Here is a 15,830-nt window from a genome sequence, read left to right as displayed (position 1 = left end):
CTGGCGTGAACCGCAGTGTGCCGCGCGTTCGTTGCGAACCGCGCATCAAGGCCTGTCGACGTCGACGCAGGGGAGGGCGTCGTCGCGGGGTCGGGTCGGATCGGACCGTCGGGCGGTACAGCCGTCGGCGCCCGGTCCGACCCGAAAAATCGCAGCCGGTCGGCCGTCGTAGTCGGTCGTCGTACCCTGAGATCGTGGCTGACACTCCACGGCGGTACCGCTGGCTGCTCCACGTGGACCTCGACCAATTCCAGGTCTCGGTCGAGCGGTTGCGGAGCCCAGAGCTCGTCGACGTCGCGGTGATCGTCGGTGGCAACGGCGTTCCCACCGAGGCGCGAAAAGTGGTGACCTGCGCGTCCTATGAGGCGCGCGATGTGGGGGTGCGAGCGGGGATGCCGTTGCGAGCCGCGCATCGAAAGTTGCCCGACGCGGTCTATCTGCCGTTGGACATCCCGGCCTATGACGTCGCGTCGGGCGAGGTGATGTCGGTCTTACGGAGTTTCGGACATCCCGTCGAGGTGTGGGGGTGGGATGAGGCCTATGTGGGCGTCGAGCCGATCCTGGCCGGCGGGGCTGCCGACGTCACCGAGGCGGAGATCGACGATACGCGGGTTCGCCAGATCGCCCAAGAGATCCGGGCGGCGGTCCTGTCCGCGAACGGCCTCGCGTGTTCGATCGGGATCAGCGACAACAAACAGCGCGCGAAGATGGCCACCGGCTTCGCCAAGAAGTCCGCCGACGACAAGGTGTTCCTCCTCGACTCCCGGAACTGGCTGGAGTTGATGGGCGACCGACCGTGTCGCGATCTGTGGAGCGTCGGCCCGAAGACGGCCGCGAAACTCGCCGCACAGGGAGTCGACACCGTGCACCAGCTGATCGCGACGTCTCGCGAGGATCTGATCGGGATCTTCGGTCCCCATCAGGGCAATTGGCTGTACGTGCTGTGTCGTGGGGGCGGCGATGCGACGATCACCGAGGAGCCGTGGCTGGCCCGTTCGCACTCGAAGTCGCGGACGTTTCCCGTCGACCTGGTCGATCAGGAGGAAATGCGCGCAGCCGCAAAGGTATTGGCCCGCGAGGTGCTCGACCAGGTACTGACCGAGGAGCGGGTGGTCTTCCGGGTTGCGGTGACACTGCGGACGTCGACGTTCTTCACCCGCACCAAGTCCCGCAAGCTGGCCGGACCGACCACCGTGTACGACGACATCGAGCCCGTCGTGGTCGCACTGCTCGACGACTTCGAACGGGATCGACCCGTCCGGCTCCTCGGCGTCCGGTTGGACCTGGTCACCGACGAATCGGATGAGGCGGAGGACGAATCATGATGCGGCGGTTGGTGTGGGCGGTGGCCGGGCTGCTGGCGCTCATCGGGTTCGTGGCCCCGGGGCAGGCGGCAGCGCGGCCCGAACCGCTACCGGTGACCTATGACTTCCTCGCCGGGGTCACCGCCGAACTCGGCAACCCGGGTGGATCGCTACCGGGTACCAACAATTTTCGCTGCCGACCCTCACGCATCCATCCACGACCGGTGATCCTGGTACACGGCAGCGGTGGTGGCCGACAGACGAACTGGGCGACGCTCGCGCCGGTACTGGCCAACGCCGGCTACTGTGTCTACGCGCCGACCTACGGGGCGCTGTCCACCGTGTGGCCTGCCTCGGCACTCGGTGGGCTCGGGGTGAAGCAGGACGGTGCCTGGCAGATCAAGACATTCGCCGACCGTGTTCTGGCCACCACCGGCGCCGAGAAAGTGGATATCGTGGGCCATTCGCTGGGCACCGAGATCCCGACCTACTGGATGAAGTACCTCGGTGGGCGTGACAAGGTCGCGAACTATGTGTCGCTCGCCCCGTACTGGCGGCAGGGGCCCGACGAAGACGATGCCCGCAGCGCGATGGTGTCGCTCGTGCAGCGGAGACTGGGTATCTCGCCGCTGACGCCCCCGCACTGCGCGGACTGCTCGGCACCTCCGTCCGACACGGATTTCAATCACGCGGTGCGTCGGGGCACCCCGTACCTACCGGGTGTTCGCTACACCAACATCACGACCCGCGACGACGAGATCGTGACGCCCTACAGCAATGGGCTCCTCGCGGGTCCGCCCGGGACGCAGGTGACAAATATCGTTGTGCAGCAAGGCTGTCCGGAAGATCATTCCGATCACCTCTCGATCGTCGCCAATCGCCGATCGTCGACGATGGTGCTCAATGCGTTGGATTCGGCACATCCGCGTCCGGTGCCGTGTGTTGCGGTACCGCCCTACACGGGTGGTTGACCGGGGGAGCCGTCACGACCTGGTCAGAGGCGGCAACGACGCGATGGCGTCGAGCTGGTCGCGGCGTGCGCCCAGCGTGGCGGCGAGGAAGGTCCGGGCGATCACCAGGAGCTCGGCGATCTCGGGATGGGCGAGTTCGTAGAACACCGAGTTGCCCACCCGTTGGGCGGCCACCACGTGGTGCCTCTTCAGCACGGCGAGGTGCTGCGAGAGTCGTGTCGGCTCGATCTCGGTGATCGTGAGCAGCTCGCTCACCGCCGTCGGATCCCCGTTCGCGCTCAGTACCTCGAGAACCCGAATGCGTGCGGGGTGGGCGAGTGCCTTGAACAGGTTTGCCTTGATCTCGTACAGCGGCCGCTCGGGACCATCCGAGCTGGTCGAGGTCGTGGTCGGCACGTGGAGATCTCCTTGCGAGCGACGATCCGGGAGCGGCGGGCCCATGGCTTGACGGATACACGGATTGCGCAATTCCGCAATCCGATCCGGACGTTACCGCATCGGGATGCTCGGTGGACGTCACGACGCGGAGAGCCTCGACGCGGCGGTCAGTCGTCGGCGGCCCGGGGGATGCGTACGCCGATGAGATGGGCGTCCGGGTCGACATCGACTCCGATCCGGTCCCAGGGGAGTCCGATCGTCACCACGGCATAGGCCGAAGTCGGGAAACGCTCGATGTATCCGTCGGAATCGAGGGTGAGGGCCGTGGTCGGCATGCCGGGCGAATGTCCGACGACCAGTACCGTCGAGGCGTCGGTGGGCGCGTGGATCCTCAGTGCCTCGAGGATCTCGTGCGGTGCGCCACCGTAGATGTCGTCGACGTAGGTGGTGGGCGCGGAGATGCCGGTGCGATCCAAGGTCTCGCGCGTCCGGGTGGCTGTCGAGCACACAACGGCGTCGATGGCCAGCCCCTCGTCGGCCATCCATCGTCCGGCGAGGGCGGCTTCACGTCGGCCGCGGTCGGCCAGAGGGCGCTCATGGTCTCCGACCCCCGATGGGTAGCCGGACTTCCCGTGCCGCATCAGTACCAGCGTGCGCGTCATGCCGCGCCCGCGGAACGACGGCGCGGCCGAAACGTCGCAGCCCCGAGTGTCTGCAGCACGGCCGTGGTGGCGCGCCACGCGGCAGCCTCCTGTCGGCAATAGGCGGCGTCCTCGTGGTCACCGGTCGCGAGGTGCTCGTCGGCGAGTTCGTCGTACTCGATGCATTCGTCGATCGCCACCTCGATCAGTTCCATGACCGCCTCCCGTGACGAACAGGCGCGGCTGATCGCGTCGGCGTCCAATGTGGTGAGACGTTCGAGTTCGGCCTGGTACCGCATGCACCCAACCTACGACGCCGAGCCGACATCGTGGTGGACACACACCGTGACATCGTGGTGGACACCTACCGTGACCCGCGTCGATCCGGACAGGTTGAACCACGCTCGCCAACCGATAGCCTGGACAGGGTGCACTCCTGGGTTCCCGCGCTGCTGTCGATCCTCGCAGCAGTACTGATCGCCGGCGGTACGGTGATGCGTCAGCGCGCGTCCCATGCCAGCGGCGCCATCGGTCGGGGCTGGTGGATCGGTGCGACCGTGGCCCTGTGTGGATTCGCGGCGCAGGTCGCGGCCCTGGGGCTGGGATCGATTCTGCTCGTGCAACCCCTCGTGGTGCTCGCGATACTGTTCGCCCTGCCGATGGAGGCGTGGGCCGATCACCGATGGCCGCTGAAGCCGGAGTGGACATGGGGTGCAGTGCTGGTGGTCTGCGTGACGGTCTTCCTGGCCATCTCGCGACCCGAGCCGTCGCTACGCCGGCCGGGCGGACTGCTGATGGTCGTGACGATCGGTGCGGTGATCGTCGTCCTGGTCGGTTGCGTCCTGGCGGCCGAACGGTCCAATCAGCATTACAAGGCGCTCTTGTACGGCGTCACCGCGGGAGCCCTGTTCGGCATGTCGGCGCTGCTGGTCAAGACCATCGCCTACCAGTTCATCCACGACTTCGTGGGAGCGTTCCTCCAGCCGGAGTTCTATATGTTCCTCGTGGTGGCCGCGGGCGGTGTCGTCGCCCAGCAGCGGGCGTTCGGCGCCGGCGAGCTGCAGACGTCGTTCCCGGCACTCACGGTGATCGAACTCGCGGTTTCGATGGGACTGGGTGTCGTGCTGCTCGGTGAGAACCTCAATGTCTCGGTGCCGACCGCGCTGTTCCTCGGCGTCGTGCTCGCCCTGATGGTCCGTGCCGTCCTCGAACTCGCCAAACTTGCCGCGGTCCGTGCCGACGAGGCCAATTGCCGAACGCGGAAGGCCGCGGCCGACGAGGTCGTCGTCCCGTGAGGTGGCGCGTCAGCCGGCGTTGACCGGCTCGACGAATTCGATGATGCCCTCGGCCCATTCGGCCGCCAGTGCGGCCGGTTTGACCGCCGACGAGTTGTCGTGACGTGCGTGAACGCCGACCTGCACGGCTCCGCGCGCGGCCAGCTTCTCGGCGATGATCTCGCCGCCGTGGTTGAAGGTCTCGCCGTACACGCTGTCGCCGAGCCCGAACAGCGCAAAACGCACGCCGGTCAGGTCCGGCTCCACATCGTCGAGTTCCTCGGCGAACGGTTCGGCACCGCTGGGCAGCTCGCCCTCGCCATAGGTCGAGCACACGATGATCAGGAAGTCGGCGGGATCGAGATCTTCCACCGAGTACTCGCTCATGTCATAGATCGACGGGTCGTGATTCACCGCGAGGACATCGGAGATGGCGTCCGCGACCAACTCGCAGTTGCCTGTTTCCGTGCCGTACAAGATGACGACCGACATGACAGAACCCCTTTCGACCTCGCCTCGCGGAGGTCACGACCACATAGTTGAAGGTAGGCTACCCTAACTCGCTGCCTGGTGGTAGTTCGCAGATGGGAGGGGGTTGCAGATTTACTTGGATGTCCTACTATTGGGAGATGCACGCCACATCGGCCTGCTCGCCATCCGACTGTGAATCAAGGTGATCTACACGTGTCCGCAACTGATGCAGCCAACGTCCACACCGACGCCGTTCGTACCGTTCCGCACTTCCTGAACGGTGCCCTGGTGACCGCCACCGACGGTCGTTTCGCCGACGTCTTCAATCCCAGCACCGGCGCCGTCGCCGCCAGGGTTCCGCTCGCCGACACCGCCGAGGTCGACGCCGCGGTCGCCACCGCCGTCGAGGCGCAGCGTGAGTGGGCGGCCTGGAACCCGCAGCGCCGTGCCCGCGTGCTGATGCGCTTTGTCGATCTGGTCAACCAGAATGCCGACGAACTGGCCACCCTGCTCTCGCTCGAGCACGGCAAGACCCATCCCGATGCCAAGGGTGACATCCAGCGCGGTATCGAGGTCATCGAGTTCGCGATCGGCATCCCGCATTTGCTCAAGGGTGAGTTCACCGAGGGCGCGGGCGGCGGCATCGACGTCCACTCGATCCGCCAGCCGCTGGGCGTGGTCGCCGGCATCACGCCCTTCAACTTCCCGGCGATGATCCCGCTGTGGAAGGCGGGGCCTGCGCTGGCCTGTGGCAACGCGTTCATCCTCAAGCCCAGTGAGCGCGATCCATCGGTGCCCGTACGGCTGGCCGAACTCTTCAGCGAGGCAGGTCTGCCCGACGGCGTCTTCCAGGTCGTCCACGGCGACAAGGAATCGGTCGATGCGCTGCTGAACAACCCTGACGTGCAGGCACTCGGATTCGTCGGCAGCTCCGACATCGCGCAGTACATCTACGCGACGGCCGCCGCGAACGGCAAGCGCTCACAGTGCTTCGGGGGCGCCAAGAACCACATGATCGTCATGCCGGATGCCAACATGGATCAGGCCGTCGATGCGCTCATCGGCGCCGGCTACGGCAGTGCCGGCGAGCGGTGCATGGCGATCAGCGTCGCGGTTCCGGTCGGTGAGCAGACCGCAGAACGCCTGCGGGCCAAGCTCGTCGACAAGGTCAATGCGTTGCGCGTCGGTCACAGCCTCGACCCCAAGGCCGACTACGGGCCGTTGGTCACGGCCGCCGCGCTCGAGCGCGTGAAGGGCTATATCGGCAAGGGTGTCGAGGAAGGTGCCGAACTCGTCATCGACGGGCGTGAGCGGAGTAGTGACGAGCAGCAGTACGGCGACGAGGACCTCTCGAACGGGTTCTTCATCGGGCCGACGCTTTTCGATCATGTCACCAAGGACATGACGAGCTACACGGACGAGATCTTCGGCCCGGTGCTGCAGATCGTGCGGGCCGCCGACTACGAGGAGGCGCTCGCGCTGGCCTCGGATCACCAATACGGCAACGGTGTCGCGATCTTCACGCAGGACGGCGACGCCGCCCGCGACTTCACCGCGCGGGTCAACGTCGGCATGGTCGGCGTGAACGTGCCGATCCCGGTTCCGGTGGCGTACTACACCTTTGGTGGCTGGAAGCGGTCCGGATTCGGGGACCTCAACCAACACGGCCCGGCATCGGTCCAGTTCTACACCAAGACCAAGACCGTCACGACCAGATGGCCGTCCGGTGTCAAGGATGGCGCCGAGTTCGTCATCCCGACGATGGATTGATGTCGATGACGATGATCACCGACGGCGGTCTCGACGCGGACGAGCGCGTCATCGTCGAGACCGCGGCCGGATTCGCGGCCAAGAGGCTGGCGCCGTTCGCGCTGGAATGGGATGAGAACCACCACTTTCCGGTCGACGAGTTGCGCGAGGCGGCCGAGCTCGGCATGGGTGCGATCTACTGCTCGGAGGATGTGGGCGGCAGTGGTCTGCGTCGGCTCGACGGCGTTCGCATCTTCGAGCACCTCGCCGCCGCGGATCCCGCTGTCGCAGCGTTTCTGTCCATCCACAACATGTGTGCCTGGATGGTCGATCACTACGGCACCGACGATCAGCGCGCCGACTGGGTTCCACGTCTCGCGTCGATGGAAACGGTGGCGAGCTACTGCCTCACCGAGCCCGGCGCGGGCTCGGATGCGGCGGCGCTGTCCACCAGGGCGGTCCGATCCGGCGACGACTACGTCCTCACCGGCGTCAAGCAGTTCATCTCCGGTGCGGGTACCAGCGACGTCTACGTGCTGATGGCCCGCACCGGCGACAGCGGTGCCCGTGGGATCTCCACCTTCCTCGTCGAAAAGAACACTCCGGGACTGGGTTTCGGTGCGCAGGAGCGAAAGATGGGCTGGCACGCCCAGCCAACCGCGCAGGTCATCCTCGACGAGGTCCGGGTGCCTGCCGCCAATCTGCTCGGCGGTGAGGAAGGCATCGGCTTCGGGATCGCGATGAACGGCCTCAACGGCGGCCGGCTCAACATCGCGGCGTCCTCCCTGGGCGGTGCCCAGGCGGCGTTCGACCGTGCCGCGACATATGTCGCTTCGAGGAAGGCATTCGGAGGTGCGCTGATCGACGAGCCGACCATCCGGTTCACGCTCGCCGACATGGCCACGTCCCTGCAGGCTTCGCGCTTGATGCTGTGGCAGGCGGCAGCTGCCCTCGATGCCGGCGCACCCGACAAGGTGGAGCAGTGCGCGATGGCCAAACGATTCGTCACCGACAGCTGCTTCACGGTGGCCGATCAGGCGCTGCAACTCCACGGCGGATACGGATATCTCACCGAATACGGTCTGGAGAAGATCGTCCGGGATCTCCGTGTGCACCGGATACTGGAGGGCACGAACGAGATCATGCGCGTCGTGGTCGGACGGTCGATCGCCGCGCGCTATCGCGAGAACTGAACTGATTCACCAGCACAACCGAATTCACATTGGGAGACTCGACAATGACGACGATCGCCTTTCTGGGACTGGGCAACATGGGTGGGCCGATGGCGGCCAACCTGGTGGCGGCCGGACACACCGTGCACGGGTTCGATCCGGTGCCGGAGGCGGTGACGACTGCGCAGGGGAACGGTGTCGAGACCTTCCCGACGGCGGTCGAGGCCGTGGCGGCAGCCGAAGTCGTGATCACGATGCTCCCGAGCGGGCCGATCGTGAAGAAGTGCTACGCGGACATCTTGCCGGCGTCGCCGACCGGCGCGCTCTTCATCGACAGCTCGACCATCTCGGTCGATGATGCGCGAGAGATCAACCAGCAGGCCGCCGAGCACGGCTTCGCCCAGCTCGACGCCCCGGTGTCCGGTGGGGTGAAGGGTGCGGTCGCGGGCACGCTCGCCTTCATGGTCGGCGGTGCGGACGACGCGTTCATCACTGCGCGCTCGACGCTGGACCCGATGGCGGGCAAGGTGATCCACTGTGGTTCTGCCGGTGCAGGCCAGGCTGCCAAGGTGTGCAACAACATGGTGCTCGCCGTTCAGCAGATCGCGGTCGGCGAGGCATTCGTGCTCGCCGAGAAGCTCGGACTCTCCGACCAGGCCCTCTACGACGTGATCACCGGCGCCACCGGCAACTGCTGGGCGGTCCAGACCAATTGTCCGGTTCCCGGCCCGGTCCCGACCTCACCGGTGAACAACGATTTCAAGCCCGGCTTCGCGACGGCATTGATGAACAAGGATCTGGGGCTGGCCATGGATGCGGTGGCCGGCACCGGGTCGCGGGCGCCACTCGGTACGCATGCGGCCCAGCTGTACAAGGCTTTTGCCGAACAGCACTCCGACCTCGACTTCAGCGCGATCATCACGTCGCTGCACTGAACCCGCACCCACGCAATGACGTTTCTGACGTCAGGCGAGGGTCAGAAGTCGCCGGCGTCTCGCCTGAGCGACTGAATCGCCGTCACCATCGCGGCCATCTCGTCGTCGCTCATCCCGACGTCGCCGAACACCTCGGTGTTGAGCGTCGCGGTCGCGTCCTCGACGGTCGAGCGGCCGAGGTCGGTGATCTCCACCAGAGTCGTGCGTCCATCGGTCGGATGAGGCACGCGGCGCACCAGCTTGGCCTCCTCGAGGCGCCGGATCGCGTGCGTGACGCTCGTGACGTGAACCTGAAGCCGGTCACTCGCCTTGGTGATCGGCAAGGCGCCCTGTCGTGAGAATGCCAGCAGCCGTAGCAGTTCGAAACGGGAGAAGCTCAGATCGTAGGGTCGTAACGCCGATTCGACGCGGGCCAGCAGGATCTGATGGGCGCGCATGACCGAGGTGACCGCGACCATCCCGTCGGCGACGTCGGCCCAGCCGGCATCGGACCAGTTCTGACGCGCTTCGGCGATCGGGTCGAAACGCATGCTGCGGCCTGCCATGCAGATCACCTTAGCCATTGCATGAGCCGTCAGTGGCCACGCAGGGTCCCGGTCGCGTTCGCGTCCCGGTTCCCTGTGGACGTGCCTGCGCCGGGATCGGCGTGAACCGGATCGGTGCGCCAGCCGTCGATCACCGCCTTCGCCGCGGCCACGGGGTCCGCTCCGGCAGGAAAGTGCCCGGACAGCAGCAGCATTGCCGTGCCGTGGACCTGAGCCCACAGCGACGCGACCACCGTGTCGACGTCTGCCCGGCGGAACAGGCCGGACTCCATCGCCGCCGTGACCCCGTCGCGCAGCGGCGCGATCGCGCGTGCCGCCGCGGCTTCCGTCTCGGCGGTTGGCGCGATACCCGCGAGGGCTTCTCCGAACATGATCTCGTAGAGCCGCGGGTTGTCCAGGGCCCACCCGACATACGCCGTGCCGAGCCCGACAAGGTCGCTGGTGTCGTCGCCCGTGGCCACGGATTCCTGTGCGGTGGCGAATGATTCGAAGGACCGGGTCAACACTCCGCGGGCGAGGCCCTCTTTGTTGCCGAGGAGTGAGTACACCGCCGTCGTCGACGTCCCCGCCACGCGGGCGACATCGCGCACCGACAGTGCGGCGAGGCCGTGCTCGCTCACCACTCGAACCGCCTCGTCGAGGAGGCGATCGCGAAGTTCCTCGGTGTGCACCTTGGGTCTTGCCATGCCCGCGATTGTTTCATAACGTTGTTTCGTAACGACGTTATAGAACGTTTCGGAACCACAGGAGGCTGCCATGCCCGCACCCGATGCCCGCCGGATCACCAATGTCCCTCCTCCCGCGGGGACGACCCTCTTCCTCATCGGGATGCGGGTGACCCATCCGCTGCGTGTCCGGGCGTGGTTGTCGGTCGTCCTGGCGATGCCGCGCATGCTCATACATCTGCGCAGGCATGCAGACGCCGGGATGCTCACCTATCGCATGTACTTCGGACCATCGATCATGGTCGTCTCGTACTGGCGATCACCTGCCGCGCTGCAACGGTTCGCAGCAGATTCGGACGGGCCCCACCTACCGGCCTGGCGGTCGTTCGCCAAGCGATTCGCCGACGCCGATTCCGTCGGTATCTGGCACGAGACCTACGTGATCGGGGAGCACGAGACGGTGAGCAGCGGGATGTCGCCGTGGGGTTTGGCCGAGGCCGTGGGTGCTCGGCCGGTCGGGCCGGCGGAGTCGACGGCAGCGCGGCGGATGGCGCGGACCGAAGGTTCGACGGAAATGTTTTCCGGGCAATAATTGCGATCCCATCGGCGATTCGAGAATGTCAAGCGCACCATCAATCATCGTTAAACGCCGGACGGGGGCCTTCGGCAGCGGAATATGATTGCCCGGTAATGGACCGGAGAATTCCCCCTCGGCCGGCTGAGGCAGGTGATGTTTCGCTGTCATAGTGTATTCGACATCCCCACACCGTGATTCGAGTGAAGAACCTCGCTCGACGGGGCGTGCGCGACGTGTGGAGAACTGATGCGCGACGAGTATTCTCGCTCATTTTCTACGTAGGAGGTATCCATGATTTCCCGCGCTCGTCTGTCACTTGCCGCACGACTCTCGATTACGGCGATCTCGGTAGCCGCATTTTCTGTCCTCCCCGGTGTCACCACCGCGAACGCCGGTCCCAACGGAAGCCTCGATCAGGTACTGCCACCGGGATTCCCCTGCATTCACACAAACGTTTCTCCACCGATCGCCACCTGGGGCTGGACTCGACTGGATGGGTACGAACCGAAATTCGTGAGCGGCCCGGGTGATGGCAATTCGGGAAAGGGGTCACTGAAACTGGAGAACAGTCAGGGTCCAGCAAGCCTGTTCCATCCCGGATTCAGCACTCCGTTGACGCAATTGGCGAGGGAACGGAATGCCCTCGGATTCATGTACAAGGGAACGTCCGCGACTTTCCAGATCAGGATCCGTGATGCGAAGCGGACCGATTCAGTGCTCGGGGGATTCACCACGCTCGTCTGGCAGCCCTCCAAGAACGGCAACGCGGGTGCCAACAGCTGGGTGACGAACCCGGATCTCGCGAGCGGCCAGTGGTGGAGCACGAACCCCATTGCAGGCTTGCCCACCAGGGACAAGCTGTTGACCCTGTCGCAGATCGCGGACCAGAATCCGCGCGCATGGGTTGGTGAATACGGCGTGCGGAACGGCTCGGCCAGCACCTCGTCATACGTCGACAACGTCGTCTACGGCTGCTCGAAGTGGGATTTCGAGCCGGACGGGAGTCTCTCCTGACTCCTACTGAACCAGCACAAGCCGGTCGACGTCAGTCGGCCGGCTTGTGCTCCATCAGCATCTCGATGGCGCCCACGATGGTGTCGACCAGTCCGGTGACCGTATGAGCGCCGAGTTCGCCGCGTGTCTCGTCGGACCGCATCATGATGACCGACTCGACGAGCCGGAAAGGCAACAGTCCACGGGTGTCGGACACGTCGGCCAGGGCCGCGGTGGCGAGCGCTTCATATGCGGCCGACAATTCCTGGCGGGCGGCGCGGAACTCACCGAACCTGTCGTCGGCCAGCTCGGGCAACAGATAGAGCGCTCCGATGTTCCACCGTGCCGCCGCCAGTTGCGTGACGTCGTAGCGCGCGAGATCGAGCAGGCGTTGCAGCGGTTCCCCTTCGGACGCCAGGAGTTCGCGCGCCTGCTCGAGTGAGGGATCGACAGTGGTCGCGAGCAGAGCGGCCAGGATGTCGTCCTTGGTCTTGAAATAGTGATAGAGCGATGCCTGCCGGACCCCGACGGCGTCGGCGATCATCCGCGTCGACGTCCCGGTGTACCCGTGCCGGGTGAACAACTCGGCCGCGGCGTCGAGGATCTCCTCGCGGGCGGTCTCGCCCCGGCGTTTGGGTTTGACCAGTCGTGGCCGTCCCGGGCTCGCGGCTGTGCGCGAAGAAGCCGGAGGCGTCGCCATCTCGTTCCCATTCGTGTTGTTGTCGGTCGGTCGACAGATTCACCCTAGTGCACCGTTACGACCCGCGCCGATCCGCTGACCTGGGGTGGTGTTACACAGACGTAGCGCGCGTTTTCCGGCTCGAAACAATTCTGTCATTCGACAGAAATCGCCGGAGGTTTATCTGTCACTCGACAGATAAAAGCTCACCGTGGAGCTCCCGACCCTCAGCAGAGAGGCGAACGAACATGACCTCCACCGCCATCACCCCTCCGGCCGAGCCGCCGACATCGTCGGGCGGCGATGCCGATGATCTGTCCGAGTTCGGCTACGACCAACAGTTGCACCGCTCGCTCGGCACGTTCGCGTCGTTCGCGGCCGGCTTCTCCTTCGTCTCGATCCTCACCACGATCTTTCAGCTGTTCGGTCTGGGCTTCGGGTTCGGCGGGCCGGCATTCTTCTGGACGTGGCCCATCGTCTACGCAGGTCAGTTCCTGGTTGCGCTCTGCTTCGCGGAGATCGCCGCCCGCTATCCGATCTCGGGCGCCATCTACCAGTGGTCGCGGCGCATGGGCGGAGAGGTGATCGGCTGGTTCGGCGGCTGGTTCATGATGATCGCCCAGGTCGTCACGGCCTCGGCCGCGGCCATCGCACTGCAGGTGGTCCTGCCGTCGGTGTGGAGCGGTTTCCAGATCATCGGCGACGACCCGACATTGACCAGTACCAGCGGCGCCGCCAACGCGGTGCTGCTCGGGTCGATCCTGCTCGTGATCGTCACGGCCATCAACTGCGTCGGCATCTCCTGGATGAGCCGCATCAACAACATCGGCGTCACCTGCGAGCTCGTCGGCGTCGTCGCGGTGGTCCTGGCGCTGTTCACCCACGCCAAGCGCGGGCCCGACGTCGTCTTCGACACCGGGATCCCCGGCCAGCAACCGGGCTACATCTGGGCGTTCATCGTCTCGGGCCTCATGGCCGCCTACGTCATGGTCGGCTTCGGCTCGGCCGGTGAACTCGCCGAGGAGACCAGGAATCCACGCCGGGTCGCTCCCCGAACGATCCGTCTCGCCCTGACGGTCTCCGCGATCGGTGGCGGACTGATGCTGCTCGGTGCGCTGATGGCGGCACCCACCCTTGACGACGAACTCGCCACCGGTGGTCTGCCCTACGTTCTCGACTCGGTTCTCGGCAGCTTCTGGGGCAAGGTGCTGCTGTGCGATGTCGCCGTCGCCATCTTCATCTGCACCCTGGCGATCCAGACGGCGTGCTCGCGGCTGATGTTCTCGATGGCTCGCGACGGACGGCTCCCGTTCTCCACGACGTTGTCCCACGTGAACGAACGCACCGGCACCCCGATTGCACCCTCGATCCTGATCGGATTGCTCTGCATCGGCATCCTCGTGGTCAACGTCGGCAATTCGGCGATCTTCGCGACCCTTGCCAGCGTCTGCATCATCCTCATCTACCTGGCCTACCTCGCCGTCACCGCGCCGATGCTCTACCGCCGATTCCAGGGTTGGCCGAAGGGCGGCGTAGCGGTGGATGCCGAGGGCAAGAAGCTGTTCTCGATGGGTCGACTCGGCATCGTCGTGAACCTCCTCGCGGTCCTGTACGGGGCGCTGATGGTGGTCAACCTCTCCTGGCCGCGGGCCGAGGTGTTCGATCCGGCAGGGGAGATGCCGATCCTGCGGTGGGCGGGTCCGATCTGCATCGCGGTCACCGTGCTCGTCGGCATCGCCTGCTTCCCGCGGGGCAAGGAACACCCCAAGCCGGTCACCGTCGGCGTGTAGTCGCCCGCCCTGCGTGATTCGTTTCGCTCACACGTGAGGGACCGGGCGCCCGGAACCGCCACGTCTCTCGATCCATGAGGAGCGAGCTCGCGAGCGTCTCGACGGTCGACCACCCATTCCACCTGCAAGGAGTTTCATCACCATGTCCAGCATCGCAACCACCGCCAGCACCGCAGGCGCCCGTGAGCATGCACGCTCACAGGCCGGTACCCTCACCGACTCGATGCCGGTGGTACCTGCCAGCGCCTGGCCGAATCCGCCCGCCGACCTCGATCCATCCCAATTGACCTGGGCCGAAACAGTTCCCGGCGGCCGCTACACCAGCAAGGTGCTGGCCCGTGGCACCCGGCTACGCCTGCGCGACGTCACCGGCAGCGCCTGCGCACACCTGATGCTGTGGCGTGTGGACGCACCGTGGGAGCGGCTCAACGTCGCCGATACCGTGAAGGTGCCGTGGCAGGCATACGTCACCACCGGGCACCCGTTGCTCAGCGACCAGGGCCGGGTGCTGGCCACCGTGGTCGCCGACGACAGCGCCCATCACGACGCCCTGTGCGGTACCACCACCTTGGGATCGAATCTGGCCAAGTACGGTGCCGGAGCAGCTCATTCGGACAGCCCGGCCGGACGAGAGCTGTTCACCCTGGCCGCTGCCAAGAACGGGCTGGGCGCAGCCGACGTGGCGCCGTCGCTCTCGTTCTTCCACGGCGTCGTGGTGGAGGCAGACGGCACGCTGACGTCCAAGGGCTCGGCGGGGCTGGACAAGTCCGTCGACCTGATCCTGCATCTGCCGTGCATCGTTGCGATCGTCAACACCGCACATCCCCTCGATCCCGCGCCGGTGTTCACCGCAGGCCCCCTCGAGGTGCTCGGCTGGCACGCTCCCGACGACCTCGGCGACCTGCTGTCGTCGGTCGGCTCGACCGATCCGGAATACCAGCGCGCCGTGGCGAACTCCGAAGACGCCTGGGCCGCGGCCCATTTCTGAGCACCCGTCCGACTCTGCAAGGAGAACACCATGACCACCACCATGTCTCAACCTGACGCGGCCGACCAGGCCCTCGTGCCCGGTGCGGTGATCGACGACGCCGAGGTCGGCGAGCGGGCCCCGTGGTCCGGCGTCATCGCCGCCGGCGACGTGCTGACCATCGTCGACCTCTACGGAAACCAGGCCGTCGACACCCTCTTCTACGGCGGCCACGACCACACGATCCGATACTCCGCACAGGCCACCATCGCCGCGCAGGGAAACATCTTCCTCACCACCGGAACGGTGATCCGCGACCAGGAATCCGCTCCGATGATGACCATCGTCGGCGACGAGGTGGGTAATCACGACACGCTCGGTGGCGCCTGCTCGCAAGAGTCCAACACGTTGCGCTACGGCCACCACACCAAACATCAGCACGCCTGTGTGGAGAACTTCCTCATCGGCGGTGCGCGGCACGGCCTCGGCAAACGAGACCTCGTCGGCAACGTCAACTTCTTCATGAACGTGCCGGTCGATCCCGACGGTTCCCTCGGCATCGTGGACGGGCTGTCCGCACCCGGCAAGCGGGTCGCGTTGCGCGCCGACGTCGACACCCTGGTGCTGATCTCCAACTGCCCACAGATCAACAACCCCTGCAACGGATTCGACCCGACCGCGGTCCGCGTCATCGTCACACGTCCCGCAGCGGGCTAGAC

Annotated in this window: 18 protein-coding genes; 11 read left to right on the top strand and 7 right to left on the bottom strand. The window is 65.8% G+C overall.

Going from position 1 to position 15,830, the window contains the following annotated elements; translation table 11 throughout:
• Positions 1–191: 191 nt before the first annotated feature.
• Together IDF66_RS05015 and IDF66_RS05010 are read left to right on the top strand one after the other, a co-directional pair.
• A complete protein-coding gene (locus IDF66_RS05015; protein WP_388001021.1) occupies positions 192–1,325 on the top strand; it encodes a DNA polymerase IV in 1,134 nt (377 codons plus the stop codon).
• Positions 1,322–2,275 (top strand): esterase/lipase family protein, encoded by a 954-nt coding sequence (locus tag IDF66_RS05010; RefSeq protein WP_388000958.1) that lies wholly within the window; start codon positions 1,322–1,324, stop codon positions 2,273–2,275. The genes IDF66_RS05015 and IDF66_RS05010 overlap by 4 nt, the downstream gene beginning before the upstream one ends.
• Positions 2,276–2,287: 12 nt before the next feature.
• Here IDF66_RS05010 and IDF66_RS05005 read toward each other — a convergent pair whose 3' ends face one another.
• The 3 genes from IDF66_RS05005 to IDF66_RS04995 all read right to left on the bottom strand — a co-directional run bounded on the left by IDF66_RS05005 (position 2,288) and on the right by IDF66_RS04995 (position 3,593).
• Complete coding sequence (locus IDF66_RS05005; protein ID WP_317628590.1) at positions 2,288–2,671, bottom strand: ArsR/SmtB family transcription factor; 384 nt, start codon at positions 2,669–2,671, stop codon at positions 2,288–2,290.
• A 149-nt stretch (positions 2,672–2,820) separates the two neighbouring features.
• On the bottom strand, positions 2,821–3,315 hold the full coding sequence (locus tag IDF66_RS05000; RefSeq protein ID WP_190265903.1) for a SixA phosphatase family protein: 495 nt from the start codon (positions 3,313–3,315) through the stop codon (positions 2,821–2,823).
• Complete coding sequence (locus IDF66_RS04995) at positions 3,312–3,593, bottom strand: hypothetical protein (RefSeq protein ID WP_190265902.1); 282 nt, start codon at positions 3,591–3,593, stop codon at positions 3,312–3,314. Before IDF66_RS04995 ends, IDF66_RS05000 begins: the two co-directional genes overlap by 4 nt.
• Positions 3,594–3,722: 129 nt before the next feature.
• Between IDF66_RS04995 and IDF66_RS04990 the strand changes: the two genes are divergently transcribed.
• A complete protein-coding gene (locus IDF66_RS04990) occupies positions 3,723–4,589 on the top strand; it encodes a DMT family transporter (protein WP_164311013.1) in 867 nt (288 codons plus the stop codon).
• Between the two features lie 9 nt (positions 4,590–4,598).
• Here the strand turns inward: IDF66_RS04990 and IDF66_RS04985 are convergent, their stop codons facing one another.
• Positions 4,599–5,060 carry a flavodoxin domain-containing protein gene (locus IDF66_RS04985; RefSeq protein WP_190265901.1) on the bottom strand — a complete coding sequence of 154 codons (462 nt, stop codon included), beginning with the start codon at positions 5,058–5,060 and terminating at the stop codon, positions 4,599–4,601.
• Between the two features lie 192 nt (positions 5,061–5,252).
• Here IDF66_RS04985 and IDF66_RS04980 point away from each other — a divergent pair, with 192 nt between their 5' ends.
• The 3 genes from IDF66_RS04980 to mmsB are packed head-to-tail and all read left to right on the top strand — an operon-like array spanning position 5,253 to position 8,895.
• Positions 5,253–6,809: a CoA-acylating methylmalonate-semialdehyde dehydrogenase gene (locus IDF66_RS04980; protein WP_190265900.1), complete on the top strand. Its 1,557-nt coding sequence runs from the start codon at positions 5,253–5,255 to the stop codon at positions 6,807–6,809.
• Between the two features lie 5 nt (positions 6,810–6,814).
• A complete protein-coding gene (locus tag IDF66_RS04975) occupies positions 6,815–7,981 on the top strand; it encodes an acyl-CoA dehydrogenase family protein (protein WP_190266318.1) in 1,167 nt (388 codons plus the stop codon).
• A gap of 44 nt (positions 7,982–8,025) precedes the next feature.
• Positions 8,026–8,895 carry a 3-hydroxyisobutyrate dehydrogenase gene (gene mmsB / locus IDF66_RS04970; RefSeq protein WP_190265899.1) on the top strand — a complete coding sequence of 290 codons (870 nt, stop codon included), beginning with the start codon at positions 8,026–8,028 and terminating at the stop codon, positions 8,893–8,895.
• A 41-nt stretch (positions 8,896–8,936) separates the two neighbouring features.
• Here mmsB and IDF66_RS04965 read toward each other — a convergent pair whose 3' ends face one another.
• Both IDF66_RS04965 and IDF66_RS04960 read right to left on the bottom strand, forming a co-directional pair.
• A complete protein-coding gene (locus tag IDF66_RS04965) occupies positions 8,937–9,440 on the bottom strand; it encodes a MarR family transcriptional regulator (RefSeq protein WP_164311017.1) in 504 nt (167 codons plus the stop codon).
• A gap of 29 nt (positions 9,441–9,469) precedes the next feature.
• Entirely contained in the window at positions 9,470–10,126 is a 657-nt protein-coding gene (locus IDF66_RS04960; RefSeq protein WP_223309112.1) for a TetR/AcrR family transcriptional regulator, read from the bottom strand.
• A 70-nt stretch (positions 10,127–10,196) separates the two neighbouring features.
• Between IDF66_RS04960 and IDF66_RS04955 the strand changes: the two genes are divergently transcribed.
• Positions 10,197–10,697 carry a DUF4188 domain-containing protein gene (locus tag IDF66_RS04955; protein ID WP_190265898.1) on the top strand — a complete coding sequence of 167 codons (501 nt, stop codon included), beginning with the start codon at positions 10,197–10,199 and terminating at the stop codon, positions 10,695–10,697.
• 636 nt (positions 10,698–11,333) lie between these two features.
• The gene (locus IDF66_RS04950) at positions 11,334–11,696 is read left to right on the top strand and encodes a hypothetical protein (protein WP_190265897.1); all 363 of its coding nucleotides are present in this window, start codon (positions 11,334–11,336) and stop codon (positions 11,694–11,696) included.
• 31 nt (positions 11,697–11,727) lie between these two features.
• On the opposite strand, the gene IDF66_RS04945 is transcribed toward IDF66_RS04950, so the two are convergent.
• Positions 11,728–12,375: a TetR/AcrR family transcriptional regulator gene (locus IDF66_RS04945; RefSeq protein WP_190265896.1), complete on the bottom strand. Its 648-nt coding sequence runs from the start codon at positions 12,373–12,375 to the stop codon at positions 11,728–11,730.
• A gap of 227 nt (positions 12,376–12,602) precedes the next feature.
• On the opposite strand from IDF66_RS04945, the gene IDF66_RS04940 reads away from it, so the two are divergent.
• The 3 genes from IDF66_RS04940 (at position 12,603) to IDF66_RS04930 (ending at position 15,828) form a co-directional block, all read left to right on the top strand.
• Positions 12,603–14,144 (top strand): amino acid permease, encoded by a 1,542-nt coding sequence (locus tag IDF66_RS04940; RefSeq protein WP_190265895.1) that lies wholly within the window; start codon positions 12,603–12,605, stop codon positions 14,142–14,144.
• Between the two features lie 142 nt (positions 14,145–14,286).
• Positions 14,287–15,132 carry an urea amidolyase associated protein UAAP1 gene (locus IDF66_RS04935; protein WP_190265894.1) on the top strand — a complete coding sequence of 282 codons (846 nt, stop codon included), beginning with the start codon at positions 14,287–14,289 and terminating at the stop codon, positions 15,130–15,132.
• 30 nt (positions 15,133–15,162) lie between these two features.
• Positions 15,163–15,828, top strand: coding sequence for an urea amidolyase associated protein UAAP2 (locus IDF66_RS04930; RefSeq protein ID WP_190265893.1), 666 nt, complete (start codon positions 15,163–15,165; stop codon positions 15,826–15,828).
• The last annotated feature ends 2 nt before the right edge of the window (positions 15,829–15,830 follow it).

Source organism: Gordonia hankookensis, from assembly GCF_014673215.1.
In the GTDB taxonomy this organism is placed as follows: domain Bacteria; phylum Actinomycetota; class Actinomycetes; order Mycobacteriales; family Mycobacteriaceae; genus Gordonia; species Gordonia hankookensis.
This window is presented reverse-complemented; position numbering and strand designations above follow the sequence as displayed.